At 46.9% G+C, this 14,658-nt stretch carries 17 protein-coding genes and 1 tRNA gene; 8 read left to right on the top strand and 10 right to left on the bottom strand.

Translation table 11 applies throughout. The annotated features are described in order from the left end of the window. Positions 1-30: 30 nt before the first annotated feature. The 4 genes from OGY33_RS18635 to OGY33_RS18620 form a co-directional block, all read right to left on the bottom strand. Entirely contained in the window at positions 31-867 is an 837-nt protein-coding gene (locus tag OGY33_RS18635; protein ID WP_008784309.1) for a nucleoside-specific channel-forming Tsx family protein, read from the bottom strand. 96 nt (positions 868-963) lie between these two features. Next, on the bottom strand, positions 964-2,118 hold the full coding sequence (gene tsgA, locus OGY33_RS18630) for an MFS transporter TsgA (protein ID WP_032942923.1): 1,155 nt from the start codon (positions 2,116-2,118) through the stop codon (positions 964-966). A 38-nt stretch (positions 2,119-2,156) separates the two neighbouring features. Further along, positions 2,157-2,864 (bottom strand): purine-nucleoside phosphorylase, encoded by a 708-nt coding sequence (gene deoD, locus OGY33_RS18625; RefSeq protein WP_191238647.1) that lies wholly within the window; start codon positions 2,862-2,864, stop codon positions 2,157-2,159. 162 nt (positions 2,865-3,026) lie between these two features. Further along, complete coding sequence (locus tag OGY33_RS18620) at positions 3,027-3,386, bottom strand: YcgJ family protein (protein ID WP_128317617.1); 360 nt, start codon at positions 3,384-3,386, stop codon at positions 3,027-3,029. A 212-nt stretch (positions 3,387-3,598) separates the two neighbouring features. On the opposite strand from OGY33_RS18620, the gene OGY33_RS18615 reads away from it, so the two are divergent. Genes OGY33_RS18615 through OGY33_RS18605 form a run of 3 tightly spaced genes read left to right on the top strand, consistent with a single transcriptional unit; the run spans position 3,599 to position 6,325 of the window. Further along, on the top strand, positions 3,599-3,961 hold the full coding sequence (locus OGY33_RS18615) for a GtrA family protein (RefSeq protein ID WP_048214495.1): 363 nt from the start codon (positions 3,599-3,601) through the stop codon (positions 3,959-3,961). Next, positions 3,958-4,881 (top strand): glycosyltransferase family 2 protein, encoded by a 924-nt coding sequence (locus tag OGY33_RS18610; RefSeq protein WP_048214496.1) that lies wholly within the window; start codon positions 3,958-3,960, stop codon positions 4,879-4,881. The genes OGY33_RS18615 and OGY33_RS18610 overlap by 4 nt, the downstream gene beginning before the upstream one ends. 1 nt (position 4,882) lies before the next feature. After that, complete coding sequence (locus OGY33_RS18605; RefSeq protein ID WP_191238648.1) at positions 4,883-6,325, top strand: glucosyltransferase domain-containing protein; 1,443 nt, start codon at positions 4,883-4,885, stop codon at positions 6,323-6,325. A 261-nt stretch (positions 6,326-6,586) separates the two neighbouring features. On the opposite strand, the gene OGY33_RS18600 is transcribed toward OGY33_RS18605, so the two are convergent. Continuing rightward, positions 6,587-6,674: transfer RNA gene (locus OGY33_RS18600), tRNA-Ser, on the bottom strand. Positions 6,675-6,816: 142 nt separating this feature from the next. Then, positions 6,817-8,445, bottom strand: coding sequence for an ABC transporter substrate-binding protein (locus OGY33_RS18595; RefSeq protein ID WP_191238649.1), 1,629 nt, complete (start codon positions 8,443-8,445; stop codon positions 6,817-6,819). A gap of 270 nt (positions 8,446-8,715) precedes the next feature. Here OGY33_RS18595 and yccA point away from each other — a divergent pair, with 270 nt between their 5' ends. Continuing rightward, the gene (yccA, locus tag OGY33_RS18590) at positions 8,716-9,375 is read left to right on the top strand and encodes an FtsH protease modulator YccA (protein WP_008784297.1); all 660 of its coding nucleotides are present in this window, start codon (positions 8,716-8,718) and stop codon (positions 9,373-9,375) included. 88 nt (positions 9,376-9,463) lie between these two features. Beyond that, positions 9,464-9,793 carry a sulfurtransferase TusE gene (tusE, locus tag OGY33_RS18585; protein ID WP_008784296.1) on the top strand — a complete coding sequence of 110 codons (330 nt, stop codon included), beginning with the start codon at positions 9,464-9,466 and terminating at the stop codon, positions 9,791-9,793. Here tusE and yccX read toward each other — a convergent pair. Genes yccX through OGY33_RS18570 form a run of 3 tightly spaced genes read right to left on the bottom strand, consistent with a single transcriptional unit; the run spans position 9,790 to position 11,471 of the window. Then, positions 9,790-10,071 carry an acylphosphatase gene (gene yccX / locus OGY33_RS18580; RefSeq protein WP_020996508.1) on the bottom strand — a complete coding sequence of 94 codons (282 nt, stop codon included), beginning with the start codon at positions 10,069-10,071 and terminating at the stop codon, positions 9,790-9,792. The genes tusE and yccX overlap by 4 nt on opposite strands. 46 nt (positions 10,072-10,117) lie before the next feature. Further along, positions 10,118-10,906, bottom strand: a complete 789-nt coding sequence (locus OGY33_RS18575; protein WP_191238650.1) for an AraC family transcriptional regulator — start codon at positions 10,904-10,906, stop codon at positions 10,118-10,120. 13 nt (positions 10,907-10,919) lie between these two features. After that, positions 10,920-11,471, bottom strand: coding sequence for a YbhB/YbcL family Raf kinase inhibitor-like protein (locus tag OGY33_RS18570; RefSeq protein WP_191238651.1), 552 nt, complete (start codon positions 11,469-11,471; stop codon positions 10,920-10,922). Positions 11,472-11,685: 214 nt separating this feature from the next. Here OGY33_RS18570 and rlmI point away from each other — a divergent pair, with 214 nt between their 5' ends. Both rlmI and hspQ read left to right on the top strand, forming a co-directional pair. Next, positions 11,686-12,897, top strand: a complete 1,212-nt coding sequence (gene rlmI / locus OGY33_RS18565) for a 23S rRNA (cytosine(1962)-C(5))-methyltransferase RlmI (protein ID WP_048227015.1) — start codon at positions 11,686-11,688, stop codon at positions 12,895-12,897. A 57-nt stretch (positions 12,898-12,954) separates the two neighbouring features. Then, the gene (hspQ, locus tag OGY33_RS18560) at positions 12,955-13,272 is read left to right on the top strand and encodes a heat shock protein HspQ (RefSeq protein WP_003035905.1); all 318 of its coding nucleotides are present in this window, start codon (positions 12,955-12,957) and stop codon (positions 13,270-13,272) included. Positions 13,273-13,339: 67 nt separating this feature from the next. Here hspQ and OGY33_RS18555 read toward each other — a convergent pair whose 3' ends face one another. Further along, a complete protein-coding gene (locus tag OGY33_RS18555; protein WP_032942909.1) occupies positions 13,340-13,753 on the bottom strand; it encodes a CoA-binding protein in 414 nt (137 codons plus the stop codon). 172 nt (positions 13,754-13,925) lie between these two features. Between OGY33_RS18555 and csgI the strand changes: the two genes are divergently transcribed. Then, on the top strand, positions 13,926-14,588 hold the full coding sequence (csgI, locus tag OGY33_RS18550; protein ID WP_008784291.1) for a curli synthesis inhibitor: 663 nt from the start codon (positions 13,926-13,928) through the stop codon (positions 14,586-14,588). Positions 14,589-14,658: the final 70 nt, after the last annotated feature.

The following is a 14,658-nucleotide window of genomic DNA, read 5'->3' as shown; positions in this document are numbered from 1 at the left end:
ACAGAACATTGGTGTGTCATTTCGGCGCAATCAGAACTTATAGGTGAGGCTGAAATAGTGACCGAGCCCGGTGGTACGCCCTGCTCCGCCGTGGTTTTCCATCAATGCCATGTTACGGAAATACTTCAGGCCATAACCGACTGCATAATGCTCTGAATGCCAGTAGATACCGTTATACCATTCAATTGCGTTATTGCTGTATAACGGTTGATTAGCAATCTTATTCGCGGCGAACTGGTAGTCAAAGTACCCCTGATAGTTCAGATAACTGCCGTTGGCAAAGGTATAGAATGGCGTCGACCAGTTAGTCGAGAACATATAGCCATCCCACTTTCCTTCGTTATCCGCACCGTAGTTTTCACGAACATAGTGCGCATAGATGTTCATTCCCACCAGACCAAACCACGGGACCTTCACATCTGTACCCAGGCCAACGTAATGTTCAAATAATTCCCGATCGCCAATGTTATTTACCGTTGCAATATAGAATTCGTTAAACGGCCCAACGGATAAATCTTTATTAAAAATGGCGTCCAGGGAAAAACGCGGAGATATCTTGGCAAAGAAGTTATCCCCCCCATGACGATCGTCCTGTTCGCGATCCAAAATATCAAAGAAATCCACATAACCGTACAGATCGATAATGCCAGAGCGTGCACCAAACTCCAGTTCCAGATAGGTGTCATTGCGAATACCATATGGCACTTTCGCGTCCACACTTTGCATTAAGTTCATCTGCATCCAGTTAAAATCATTTTTACGGATGTTGCCATCAGTATAGTCAGCCGCGAATGCTTGCATACAGCTCATTGCCACTACTGCACCCAGGATTGTTTTTTTAATCATTAACTTATTGTTCTTCAGCATTTTTCAATTCCTTTGAGTAAGGTTGAGTATCGCCCCACCATATAAATGGTGTGGCGACTGGCTATTTAATTAAAGAGGTAAGTGTTATCAGTGCTTTTAATTACGTTTGAGTTTTAATGTCACCATCAACATGACAAAGATAATTAAATACAACACCGGTATCGCGTACATAATTTTCTGCAATCCCATTGTTTTTTCCATGAGCGCGCTGATCGCCGGACTAAACATGGCCCCGGCACTGCCGCTAATTAAAATATAAGAAACGTTCTGACTGCTCGCACGCTTCACGAAAGAAACACCATAGGCAATAAATGAGTTATACAGCGCAGCACAGACAAACCCGTAACTGTATGCCAGATAATCAAGCCCAGAGATATTATCCTTCGTGACGATAATTGTGGTAATGATGCTAGCCAGCAGAATAATACTTAGCAAGAAATAATGTATCTTCACCCGAGAAACAATGACGGTTGATACTAATGCCCCGACCAGCGCAGCGCCCCAGTATTGCGTAATAATATTTCCTGCTTCTTCAAAGGGAATGCCAAATTTGTTCTTCACAAATAATGGTGCCCAGGTCAGGAAGGTGTACAGCGCCAGCATACCTAAGAACAGGCCAATGCCTCCGCTGATGATCCCTGGATTCCACTCCGATTTTACCTTATCTGTCCGATCTGCCGTGGGCGCCGTCTCGCAGGCAGTAAAGCGGGTGAGCGCCACAACGCCCAGCGTGAGTAAGGCCACCATACCTACGCTCAGATAGCTGTAACTCCACGACATATTGTGCGTCAGGGCGAAGGTCGTGATCAGCGGAAAAACCACGCCCGCAACGTTGAAAGTGGCGTCCTGCACCACCAGCATCGTACTTTGAATACGATCCTGCCAGACCGATACCACAATCGTTCCCGCCACGCACAGACCGATTCCACCGCAAAAACCCACCAGGGTCATGGCGACCATCACAGGCCATAAGCCAGGGCTTAAATGCATTACCAGAGCGCAAAGGAACACTATCGAATAGATAATGAGCGTCATACGCTTCACACCGATTTTCTCAATCAGGAAAAAGGCGGCGATAGTGCCGGCTAATGCTCCACCATTGAGCAACGAAAATATCGAAGCAACGGTATTCACATCGGCGCCGTAGCGTACTGCAATCGGTTCGATTAGCATACCGAACTGACTGGCAAACCCTGCCATAATAAAATTTGCCAGAAAACTAATCAGCGTAAGTGCTATTTTATTCTTCATATAATGCCATCTCTGATTGGTTCAATTAAAAGCCGGAACTAAGCGGTAACAGCAGTATTTAGCGCCAACTCAATCATGTTGTTAAAGGTCAATTGTCGTTCTTCTGCGGTTGTTTCTTCTCCGGTCAGGCAATGATCGGAGACAGTTAAAATAGCCAGCGCTTCAATATTAAACTGATGCGCTAAAGCGTATAAGCCTGCTACTTCCATATCTACACCCAGCACACCGAATTTTTCCAATGCCGGTATTAAATTTTCGTCAGGGTCGTAATAAAGATCGCCGCTAAAAACATTGCCCACTTTAATATCAATACCGGCTTTCTGTGCCAGCGTCCACGCCTGCTGCAATAATGGGAAATAGGCGGATGTTGCCATCGCATAGCCTGCGCTACGTTTTAAATTTGTGACTGAATCCGTTCCGGCGGCGACGGCCAGGATAATATCGCGCATTTTGACATGATGTTGTGTTGCGCCTAAACTGCCGACGCGAATAATTCTTTGCACATCAAAATCATGTACCAGTTCATGGGCATAAAGCGTCATTGAAGGAATGCCCATTCCATGTCCCATCACCGAAACAGGTTGCCCAAAATATAAACCGGTATAACCCAGCATATTACGTACATTGGTGACTTCGCGGTAATCCATTAGATAATTTTCGGCAATAAATTTAGCACGGAGCGGATCGCCCGGCATAATAACGGTTGGCGCGAAATCACCTGGCCTGGCATTAATATGTGCAGTCATAACAATTCCTGAATTATGGGTATTGAAGATATGCAGGGATTGTAACCAGACGTTTGTGAGGTGATTGAGGACAAAAGTCCTGCTCAGAGGATCGGCCTCTCATTTTTGAGAGTTAGTGTTGTAGTGCCCCCGCAATACAGGCTGGGGACACGTCAGAGATTGTCAGGGCTTGTCGACCCTTCCGAACAGTAACATGGTGTAATGGGTGTTTATTTTACCGCTGCGCTTACCGTCGGTGCCGAAATAGCGGTCATCCCGACACAAACGTTCGTTGGTGTCACAAAACAGGCCACCGCGAAATGTAAAAGCCGAGGTATCGAACTGTCCGGCAGCTGCCAGTTTTTCGGCCTGCTGCTTGCCAAGATATTTCGTGGTCAACGCCACCGACAAACCGTGTTCATCGGCACAGATGGTTTTATCGCACAATACGCCCGGCGCTGGACTGTTTAGCCCAGTCGTTGCTGCGTACGCCGACAATGACAGAATGCTTAGCGCCAGCAAGGTGCCAACTTTTATCATCATAATCTCCTTATATCAGCTGACTTGCGCCAAAAGTATAAAGCAAAAAGCGGGGGCTTTCGGCAACCTATTCTTACAGATAACGTGGCTGTGGCATTCACAGCCCCTTAATCATCCCCAAATGACTCTGCTTACTGCGCTGACTGGCGTCAACATGTCGATCTGGTTTTACATCAATGTTAAACTCCCTTTCTTCCTGTTCAGCGTTTTTAATCATGATAAAACTACTTTCTCGCTACATTTCCGTCGGAATCGTAAACACGGCATTGCATTGGGCCGTGTTCGGCATCATGGTGTACATCATGAAAAATGACCAAGCTGTGAGCAATGTAGTGGCATTCTTATGCGCAGTAACATTTTCATTTTTTGCTAACGCAAAATTCACCTTCAATGCAAAAGCCACCAGCAGAGGATACATACTGTTTGTTGGTTTTATGGGGTTGTTGAGTTTCATCTCCGGTCAGATTTCCGATCGCTTTAACATTTCCCCACTCATAACGCTGATTGAGTTCTCCTCAATCAGCTTAGTATGTGGGTTTGTATACTCTAAATTTGTTGTTTTTAGGGATCCGAAATGAAAATTTCTCTGATAGTGCCAGTCTTCAATGAAGAAGATACAATACCTATTTTCTACAAGACGGTGCGAGGATACGAAGAACTAAAAAAGTACGATGTTGAAATTGTGTTTATCAACGACGGTAGCAAAGATGCTACAGAATCAATTATTAATGCCCTTGCCTTATCTGATTCGCTCGTTGTTCCCGTTTCATTCACACGTAATTTTGGAAAAGAAGCCGCCATATTTGCAGGCCTGGAATGTTCCACTGGCGAAGCCGTTATCCCAATCGATGTCGACCTACAGGATCCAATTGAAACAATTCCATTGATGATAAATAAATGGTTATCGGGTGCAGATATTGTACTGGCAAAGCGTGCGGACCGTTCTACAGATGGCAAACTTAAGCGAAAAACCGCTGAATGGTTCTATAAATTGCACAATAAAATAAGCGACCCGAAGATCGAAGAGAACGTTGGTGACTTCAGACTCATGTCCCGCGATGTCGTAGAAAATATCAAACTCATGCCGGAACGTAATCTCTTTATGAAGGGTGTTCTTAGCTGGGTGGGAGGTCGTACTGACGTAGTGGAGTACACTCGAGCAGGCCGCATAGCCGGTAAATCAAAGTTTAATGGCTGGAAATTGTGGAATCTCGCACTCGAAGGTATTACCAGTTTTTCAACGTTCCCACTCCGAATTTGGACTTACATTGGTTTTTTTGTCGCCACTTTATCCTTCTTATTCGGCGCATGGATGATTATAGACAAAATATTTTGGGGAAATCCGGTAGCGGGATATCCATCTATTATTGTTTCAATTCTTTTCCTGGGCGGTATTCAGTTAATTGGAATCGGTGTACTCGGGGAGTACATAGGTAGAATATATATTGAAACCAAACAAAGACCGCGCTACATAGTTAAAAAACAAGATGGGATTTAACATGTTTTCTAAATTCGATAAAAAATTATTTTTTATTTATTCAGGACTGGCTCTCCTATTTATTTACCCTCTAATTCAAGCTGGAATATATTATAGAGATGATTTAGACAGATCGATCACTGGAAACTACGGCTGGCGAGGTTTAGGTCGACCTTTTGCGGATGTTATAGCAAGAATTTTTTCTGCAAGTGGCCACTACAATCTAGATTTATTTCCTTATACCATGATCGCGTCCTGCATTCTCTTAGGAGCATCTTCACTTGCACTTAGTAAACATTTGATTAAATCAGATGTGCCTAACGCTAAAATAGTTGCCGCACTTTTAATATTCAACCCATTTATCCTGCAAAATATCGCTTATAGATACGATAGCCTGGGAATGTCTATTTCCTTTTTCGTGGCTGTAGTGGCATATACATACCAAAATAAAAACTTGACACTAGAGATAGCAATAAAGTTGATAGCGGGTGTATTATCCTTAACATTGTATCAACCGTGTGCAAATATTTTCATCGGTTTGCTGGCTGTTGACGTAATAATTATCGCAATAAAAAAACAGACACATATCAAAGAATCGGTAATATTTTTATTTAAAAAAACAATTTTATTTATCTCATTTTATCTTATCTACATGATTTTCTTCTCTCCAAAACACAACTCGCGCTCAGAGTTAATATCTTTGGATAAGGGAGGATTTGAGCACCTAATCGGAACATTAACCTCTTTAAAAGCAATAACCCTTTCATATTTTTACCACCCTGTTTACATTTACTTTGCTATTCCGATACTAATTAGCCTGGTGTTTATGCTCATTTCTTATCGCACAAACACAGGGAGTATAGTATCCTTTATTTTGTATAGTGGATTGTCTTTTTTAATATTCATTATATCTCTTATGGGGCCAACTATATTACTTCAGGATGCACCGGTACTCCCCCGTACCTTAGTATCATTTTCAGTCATATTGGTTATAATTGCTATACCCATTATGCATTTTGCTCCACGCTTTAAATATGCAGCATTGATACCGGTTATTGCTTCACTTGCTTTTAGTGCTCAACTAAGCAACACAATGAAATCACAACAAGAATACGAAGATTTTGTTTTTAACATGATTGCGCAAGATATTGCCAATCATAAAAACATCGTATCTATTGGTACTGTCGGTCAATTAAATATAAATGAAAGAGCAAAGCTAATAGTAGAGAGCAAACCGCTCATAGGTTACTTCGTTTTCCCAGCCACTGAATTCTTAGCGTCCTTTCAATTGATCAATAAAGGATTAACACAAACACGACATGGTTATACTGATGTGAATGAAAGCAAAAATCAATTTGCAGATATGATTAACAAAGGAATTAAACCTGTATCATCTAATGAATATTATTCATTATTCATCTCAGATAACACCGCTATCGTCTACTTAGGTAAATTTAACAATTAACGATTACAAGCCCTCACACCTAAATGTGGAGGGCTTTGTTTTTGAAGAAGTTTCTACACCAGTCATTTCAAGTGATATCAGGGATTACCATAGCTCACTCAGGCTGGGCTGGAAAATATGATGGCTGCTTACGTTATTCAGTTTACTTGCCAAATATAGAGCATGTAATGCGCTTCGGCACCACCGACATTCACGACACCCTGTTTTAAATCTTTCTCAAAAGCAAAAAGGGGTTACCTTTCGGTAACCCCTTTTCATGTTTGGCGGAAGCGTAGAGATTCGAACTCTAGAACCCTTTCGGGTCGCCGGTTTTCAAGACCGGTGCCTTCAACCGCTCGGCCACGCTTCCAATGAGGCGCACTATAAACATCCCGAACGGACCTGTAAAGCACCAATGTGTTCGTTTGCCTGAAAAATAGCCAAAATGTTGTTAATCGACTGAAATAACAACAGATTGACCATTTATTCAGCACGAATACCAGCTATAGCACTTAATGTTTTTTGATGTACATATCTTTGGTGTAGTAATTTCCCCGGTTATCCGGCGCAAATCCCCCCACCCACGGCTTCACCAGATGCGTGCGGACATAGTGGTAAACCGGAATCGCGGGCACATCCTCACCTAAAAGGTCTTCAGCCTGCTGATAGTATTTGCCGCGTTCTTCCAGTGAACTTGCTTTCGCCGCATTACGCATCGCTTCATCAAAGGCGGGGTTACTGTACTTAGTGGTGTTCTCGCTATCACCGGTCCGGAAGATATTGAGGAAACTTGAGGCATCATCATAGTCGGCTATCCACGCATAGCGCACGACGTCAAAATTACCGGTGTGCATAGTGTCCAGCATGGTTTTCCATTCCTGGTTTTGCAGCTTCGCCTCGACGCCAAGGTTTTTCTTCCACATCGACGATGCGGCAATCGCAATACGCTGGTGCGTTTCGAAGGTGTTGTAGAGCAGGTTCAAGCTAAGCGGATGCTCAGGACCAAAACCGGCTTCAGCCAGCAGTTTTTTGGCTTCAGCAATACGTTTTTCGAGCGGCCATGACGCATACTCCGGCGCATGCAGTTTCACCCCACCTATTTCCGGCTGGCTGATAACCCACGCTGCTCGCTGCCCCTGCCCCATCACCTTTTGCGCAATGATGTCTTTATCCAACGCCATATTCAGCGCCCGGCGCACGCGCGGATCATTAAACGGCGCGCGGGTTGTATTGAACTGATAGTAATACGTTGAAAGCTGAGGCGAGACATGCAGTTCATCCCCCATTGTTTTTTTCAGTTGCGCGAACTGATTAACCGGTACGCTATACACAATGTCGATTTCACCGGCCTTATAGCGATTTACGTCAGCAGACTCTGAGCTAATAGGCAAATAAGTAACTTTATTAATAACCGTATGCCGATCGTCCCAGTAATGTGGGTTACGCTCGGCAACGATGCGCTCATTAACCACCCACTGCGATAATTTGTACGGCCCGCTGCTGACAAAATGCTCTGGCCGGGTCCACTTATCGCCAAAACGACCTATCAACACTTTATCCAGCGGGACCAGAGATGGATGCGCCAGCATCGCCAGAAACGCCGCCGTCGGTTGCGTCAGGGTAATTTCCAGCGTGGTATCATCCAGGGCTTTAACTCCCAGCGTAGCGGGATCTTTTTTCCCTTGGGCAATATCAACCGCGTTCGCAACGTGCATGTTGCCCAGATACGAAGCATAAGGTGAAGCCGTTTGCGGCGAAACCAGACGCTGCCAGCTCCAGACGACATCCTGTGCGGTAATAGCAGATCCATCTGACCAGGTTATGCCCGGGCGTAAATGGAAGGTCCAGACAGTGTTGCCTTTATTCTCCCAGGACGAGGCTAGACGGGGTTCGATAGACCCATCCTGCTTGACAGTAACCAGACCGTCGAACATATCGCTGATTAAATTAAACTCAACGTTGCTTTCAACTTTATGCGGATCCAGAGATGCCGGCTCACTGCCGTTGTTTCTGACCAGTTCCTGTTTTTCTGCCAGTAGTGTTCCTGCGGGAACATTTGCCGCCCTCGCCGCGCCGTTTATAGACATCAAACAGACAGCCAACAGCGTAAACGTCAATATCTTCGATTTATGTTGAATCATTCCCTTTACCTTATTGCTCTGTTTTATGTAGACACCGATGTCACTGTCAGAGAGATTCAGGAATAACGCAATATTTTTCAGTTACCTGGTAGATAGCGATCTGACATTTTTGCACATACAGTGCTAACATCTAATTCGGGAACTTTTGTTGAAATAATATGCTTAAGTCTGGCGGGCTAAAATGCGTAAAGATGGGTAAAACCGCTGTGTCATTCCCCTTGATTTCATTATCCTCCATCATTAATTACATCTGTCATAAGAGAGTGACTCATGGATCGTATTATTAGTTCTTCGCGCGAGCGTACATCGCTACTCAGCACGCATAAGGTGCTGCGCAATACCTATTTCCTGCTCAGCCTGACGCTGGCGTTTTCAGCGATCACTGCGACCGCCAGTACCGTACTGATGTTACCTTCTCCGGGGCTTATCCTGACGCTGGTGGGTATGTATGGTCTGATGTTCCTGACCTATAAAACGGCAGATAAACCGGTTGGTATTTTGTCAGCGTTTGCCTTCACTGGCTTCCTGGGCTACATCTTGGGACCGATGCTGAATACATACCTGTCCGCAGGCATGGGTGATGTTATCGCCATGGCGCTGGGCGGTACGGCGCTGGTCTTCTTCAGCTGCTCAGCCTATGTGCTGACCACGCGTAAAGATATGTCCTTCCTCGGCGGTATGCTGATGGCGGGTGTTGTAGTGGTGTTGATTGGTATGGTTGCCAATATCTTCCTGCAACTGCCAGCATTACATCTGGCAATCAGCGCGGTGTTCATTCTGATTTCTTCAGGCGCAATCCTGTTTGAAACCAGCAATATCATCCGCGGCGGTGAAACCAACTATATTCGTGCCACCGTTAGCCTGTATGTTTCGCTGTACAACATCTTCGTCAGCCTGCTGAGTATTCTGGGCTTCGCCAGCCGCGATTAAGATGTCCACACGCATTCTCCAGCCCCGCTTATGCGGGGCTTTCTTTTTTGGTAAACTGCCGCCAGTTTGACTAACGCAGTGACGAATTATGTTGATCTTTGAAGGTAAAGAAATTAGTACCGATAGCGAAGGCTATCTGAAAGATACCACGCTGTGGAGCGAGGCGCTGGCGGAGAGAATCGCCGAAAACGAAGGCATTACGCTCTCCGCGGAACACTGGGAAGTGGTGCGTTTTGTCCGCGAGTTTTATCTGGAGTTTAATACCTCCCCCGCTATCCGCATGCTGGTAAAAGCAATGGCCAACAAGTTTGGCGAAGAGAAAGGCAACAGCCGTTATCTCTACCGCCTGTTCCCGAAAGGTCCGGCCAAGCAGGCGACTAAAATTGCCGGCCTGCCGAAACCGGTGAAATGTATTTAATAGCGGATACTAAATCCCTTTAGCTCGTCGCCAGGACGATGTGGTTCACTAAGAACCCGGTCAACCCTGGCGCTGCTCGGCCCCCCGGCTTTCAACCACTTCATCAGTTGTTCTACCCGGTCGCTTTCACCACAGGCGACAACCTCTACGCTGCCGTCATCCATATTCTTCGCGTAGCCGGTCAACCCCAGCCGTTGTGCTTCATGCTGGGTGGTGTAGCGAAATCCTACCCCCTGAACCCGGCCATAGACCCAGGCGATTATGCAGACTTTCGACATTGCGGTTCTCCTTATTAACGTATATGAAGGAACAGGTACCGAGGCCTCATCGCACCTGTTTCGGCAGACATCCGTAATGCTGGCGAAATCTTGCAGTAAATCGTGAACCTGACAGATAGCCACAGCGTAACGCTATTTCGCCAATCGGCAGCGTGGTCGACTGTAGTTGAGAGAGCGCACAGGACATTCGCACCTCCTCGACTATCTGCCGGTAACTCTGCGATTCCATCTGTAATCGTCTGCGTAACGTCGAGGTACTGATAGACAGGTGACCAGCAATCTCCTGAGCTGTCCATAGCTTAGCAGGGGATAACATAATTAGTTGTCGCACCTGTTCAGTAAGATTAAACCGTCGCTCGATAAGCAGAGGCCCTGCCATACCATCATGCAGTAGCGCCAGCAATAATCCCATCGCCTGATGCTCCTGCAATTTTGCAGGTAAGTCCTGGCGTACTGCATCCAGCAGGCTTTCCCACATAAAAGCCAGTCCGTTGCTCATTGGCGTACATAGCGACGTCAATTTTGCCGGAGGGAAATCCTCGACCCAGTTATTTTTAAACGCGGTAATGATGCTCGTCGATAGCAACAACAAATCCGAGCGAAATGCTCCCTGTTCCGGCTGATTAATAATCTCCAGAGGCGTATTCGCCGGGATGATAATCAGCTCACCCGGTCCTGCAACCAGACGATTTTCATCCTGAATAATGACCTTACTTCCCTGCGTAATATGGCAAATAGCAGCAGAAAACAGTTTAACCCGATGCAAGTGGTGCAGATGGCCGGAACGCACCTCAGCGGTGGTAAGGTTGTTATGGCGAAAATGTACATCCTGCACCAGAGTATCCTCTTTATTTTCTTGCGTAAGTGGCGGTTAATTCAGCTTTAGCAATCACGTGGCTGTTCAGCATAAAACCGACTAGGGCACCGCTGGCGTTACTGTCAATTGGCAACTCGTCTGTATTTAACGCCCACACGGTAAACTGATAGCGATGAGGTTTATCGCCCGGCGGTGGACAGGCGCCACCGAATCCAGCATAACCGAAATCATTGCGTCCCTGAACTGCTCCAGCGGGTAACTTATCCATGCTGGCCCCGCCAGGAAGAGTGTGGATCTGAGCAGGAATATTTACGACGGTCCAGTGCCACCAGCCGCTTCCCGTTGGCGCATCAGGATCAAACAGCGTAATGGCAAAACTTTTGGCATCAACTGGCGGATTTTTCCAGCTCAGTTGCGGGGAGATATTGTCGCCACTGCAGCCAAATCCCTTAAACACCTGTTTTTGCGTTAACTTCAGGTTAGCGGGTATGTCGGTGCTGTTGAGGCGAAACGTCGAGGCGGCAGAGGTATTAAAACTCAACGCAACAATGGCGGCGGTAGCCAGAAAGTAGACAGCTTTCATTGCATTTCCTTTTTCTGATTAAGAAATAGCAATGTAAACGGTGGGCATAAAAGAAACTGTGCCTCTGTGATTGAGTTTTGTGCCGAAACGCTCAACGCCATACCCTGATGATTGACCTCACCATCTGTGCTACTCTACGCGCCATTTTATTTTAATGGTTTCAGGTTGGTACTTTACTCCAGCCCGCGTCACTGTTTGTGAGAGGTTGCTCCGCATGACTGAATCTACAATTCCACATTATCCTCGTTTAGTGTTAGCCAAAGGGCGCGAAAAATCATTACTGCGCCGCCATCCGTGGGTATTTTCCGGTGCTGTCGCACGTATGGAAGGTAAAGCCAACCTCGGTGAAACCATCGATATTGTTGACCATCAGGGTAAATGGTTAGCACGCGGCGCGTACTCACCCGCGTCGCAGATCCGTGCACGCGTCTGGACTTTCGACAAGTCTGAGTCCATCGATATTGATTTCTTCACCCGTCGTCTACAACAAGCGCAAACATGGCGTGACTGGCTGGCGAAAAAAGACGGTCTGGACAGTTACCGTCTGATCGCCGGAGAATCCGATGGCCTTCCGGGCATCACCATTGACCGCTTCGGCAACTTCCTGGTGTTGCAGTTGCTCAGTGCGGGGGCTGAATACCAACGCGCCGCGCTGATTAGCGCTCTGCAAATTGTTTTCCCGGACTGCGCCATTTATGACCGTAGCGATGTGGCCGTACGTAAAAAAGAAGGTATGGAGCTGACTCAAGGGCCAGTAACGGGTGAGCTTCCGCCAGCCCTGCTGCCGATTGAAGAGCACGGAATGAAGCTGCTGGTTGATATTCAGCATGGTCACAAAACCGGCTATTACCTCGATCAACGCGACAGCCGCCTGGCCACGCGTCGTTATGTGGAAAATCAGCGTGTACTGAACTGTTTCTCTTATACCGGCGGCTTTGCGGTCTCAGCATTAATGGGCGGATGCCGTCAGGTCGTCAGCGTTGACACCTCTCAGGAAGCGCTCGATATTGCCCGCCAGAACGTGGAACTGAACAAGCTGGATCTGAGTAAAGCTGAGTTCGTGCGTGATGATGTGTTCAAACTTCTGCGTGCTTATCGCGATCGTGGTGAGAAATTCGACGTCATCGTGATGGATCCGCCGAAATTTGTCGAAAACAAAAGCCAGTTGATGGGTGCCTGCCGCGGCTATAAGGACATCAATATGCTGGCTATTCAGTTGCTCAATCCTGGCGGTGTGCTGCTGACTTTCTCCTGCTCAGGGCTAATGACCACCGATTTATTTCAGAAAATCATCGCTGATGCCGCAATAGATGCTGGTCGTGATGTACAATTTATAGAGCAGTTCCGTCAGGCCGCCGATCACCCGGTGATCGCTACCTACCCGGAAGGGCTGTATCTGAAAGGGTTTGCCTGTCGCATCATGTAACTTGAAAAGTGGAATATTACCCTTACATAAAGGGTATCTATTTCCCGGGAGGTGACTATGATTGCCAGCAAATTCGGTATCGGCCAGCAGGTCCGCCATTCCCTGTTAGGTTACCTCGGAGTGGTCGTGGATATCGACCCGGAATATTCGCTTGATCAACCGTCAGCCGATGAGTTGGCGGTTAACGACGAACTTCGCGCCGCTCCCTGGTATCACGTGGTGATGGAAGACGATAATGGTCTGCCAGTGCATACGTATCTGGCCGAAGCACAGCTGAGTAGTGAGCTACAGGAAGAACATCCGGAACAACCGTCGATGGATGAACTGGCGCGAACAATTCGAAAACAGCTTCAGGCCCCGCGCCTGCGCAATTGATGCTAACACAGGCCCGATGGCGATTCGCTAATCGGGCCTGTGCGTTTTGTTCGGCTACAGATCAGCCTTACTTCGCCAGTCCCAACCGCGGGATCTCAATCGCCGGGCAGCGATCCATCACCACCGTCATCCCTGCATCGCGAGCCAGCACGGCTGCCTGCTCGTTAATCACGCCGAGCTGCATCCATAGCGTCTTCGCTCCGATGGCAATTGCCTCCTGAGCAACACCCCACGCCGCTTCAGAATTACGGAAGACATCTACCATATCCACTTTCTCTGGTACATCTGCCAGCGTCGCATAACCCTGCTGCCCCAGCAGCGTTTTTCCGGCAACCTTCGGTGAAACAGGAATAACGTGATAGCCCTGATCGAGTAAATATTTCATCACCCGATAGCTTGGACGATCGGGTTTATCGCTTGCCCCCACCAGCGCAATCGTACGGGTCGTTGTCAAAATGCCAGCAATATCGGTCTCTTTCATCGTTTTCCTCCAGGCTGTTTAGCAAAGTGTACGACAAACCTGACTTTGCAACCATTCATCCCATACTGGCGCATGAGAGCTAAACTCAAAAATATGTCTATATGTTAGTAAACATGATTATCGAAAAATTTAGATACATCTTATAGAGATATTTTCTGGACAGGAGAAACCTATGAAAGCCGGCATTGTGACAGCCTTGATTGCCCTATGTTTGCCGGCAACCGTTTTTGCTACCTCTTTACGTCTGTCCAATGATATTGACCTTCTGGTACTGGACGGAAAAAAAGTCTCCAGCTCATTACTGCGTGGTGCCGACAGTATTGAGCTGGAAAATGGTCGGCACCAGCTCGTGTTTCGCGTAGAAAAAACCATTCGCCTGTCCAGCCACGAAGAACGTCTGTATATTTCGCCTCCGTTGGTCATCAGCTTTGATACCCAACTCGTCAGTCAGGTTAATTTCCACCTCCCACGCCTGAGCAACGAGCGGGATGCAACGCATTTTGATGATGCCCCGCGCGTAGAACTGCTGGATGGGGACTCCATGCCTATACCGGTTAAGCTGGATATTCTGTCAATCACGTCCACCGCAAAAATCGTAGATTATGAAATGGAAACAGAGCGCTATAACAAAGCGGCTAAGCATGCTTCTTTACCACAATTTGCCACGATGATGGCCGATGACAGTTCGCTGCTTTCCGGAGTGTCTGAACTGGATCGCGTGCCGCCTCAGTCGCAAACACTGACCGAGCAGCGCTTAAAATATTGGTTTCAACAGGCTGACGCACAAACGCGAAGTAACTTCTTACAATGGGCGGAGAAACAACCCCCATCGTGACATTTATGTTCGTATACGCATTTTTTTTGTCTTTCTCTTGCAGCGTCAAGTGCTTCCAGTACTCTGTAAC

Source organism: Citrobacter sp. Cpo032, from assembly GCF_030332975.1.
Lineage (GTDB): Bacteria > Pseudomonadota > Gammaproteobacteria > Enterobacterales > Enterobacteriaceae > Citrobacter > Citrobacter portucalensis.
This window is presented reverse-complemented; position numbering and strand designations above follow the sequence as displayed.

Bases quoted from the DNA above. Each gene is read 5' to 3' on its own strand.
- OGY33_RS18615 (WP_048214495.1), top strand. From the start codon at position 3,599: ATGATAAAACTACTTTCTCGCTACATTTCCGTCGGAATCGTAAACACG.
- yccA (WP_008784297.1), top strand. From the start codon at position 8,716: ATGGATCGTATTATTAGTTCTTCGCGCGAGCGTACATCGCTACTCAGC.
- OGY33_RS18570 (WP_191238651.1), bottom strand. From the start codon at position 11,471: ATGAAAGCTGTCTACTTTCTGGCTACCGCCGCCATTGTTGCGTTGAGT.
- tusE (WP_008784296.1), top strand. From the start codon at position 9,464: ATGTTGATCTTTGAAGGTAAAGAAATTAGTACCGATAGCGAAGGCTAT.
- OGY33_RS18555 (WP_032942909.1), bottom strand. From the start codon at position 13,753: ATGAAAGAGACCGATATTGCTGGCATTTTGACAACGACCCGTACGATT.
- OGY33_RS18635 (WP_008784309.1), bottom strand. From the start codon at position 867: ATGCTGAAGAACAATAAGTTAATGATTAAAAAAACAATCCTGGGTGCA.
- OGY33_RS18620 (WP_128317617.1), bottom strand. From the start codon at position 3,386: ATGATGATAAAAGTTGGCACCTTGCTGGCGCTAAGCATTCTGTCATTG.
- yccX (WP_020996508.1), bottom strand. From the start codon at position 10,071: ATGTCGAAAGTCTGCATAATCGCCTGGGTCTATGGCCGGGTTCAGGGG.
- rlmI (WP_048227015.1), top strand. From the start codon at position 11,686: ATGACTGAATCTACAATTCCACATTATCCTCGTTTAGTGTTAGCCAAA.
- OGY33_RS18595 (WP_191238649.1), bottom strand. From the start codon at position 8,445: ATGATTCAACATAAATCGAAGATATTGACGTTTACGCTGTTGGCTGTC.
- deoD (WP_191238647.1), bottom strand. From the start codon at position 2,864: ATGACTGCACATATTAATGCCAGGCCAGGTGATTTCGCGCCAACCGTT.
- tsgA (WP_032942923.1), bottom strand. From the start codon at position 2,118: ATGAAGAATAAAATAGCACTTACGCTGATTAGTTTTCTGGCAAATTTT.
- hspQ (WP_003035905.1), top strand. From the start codon at position 12,955: ATGATTGCCAGCAAATTCGGTATCGGCCAGCAGGTCCGCCATTCCCTG.
- csgI (WP_008784291.1), top strand. From the start codon at position 13,926: ATGAAAGCCGGCATTGTGACAGCCTTGATTGCCCTATGTTTGCCGGCA.
- OGY33_RS18605 (WP_191238648.1), top strand. From the start codon at position 4,883: ATGTTTTCTAAATTCGATAAAAAATTATTTTTTATTTATTCAGGACTG.
- OGY33_RS18610 (WP_048214496.1), top strand. From the start codon at position 3,958: ATGAAAATTTCTCTGATAGTGCCAGTCTTCAATGAAGAAGATACAATA.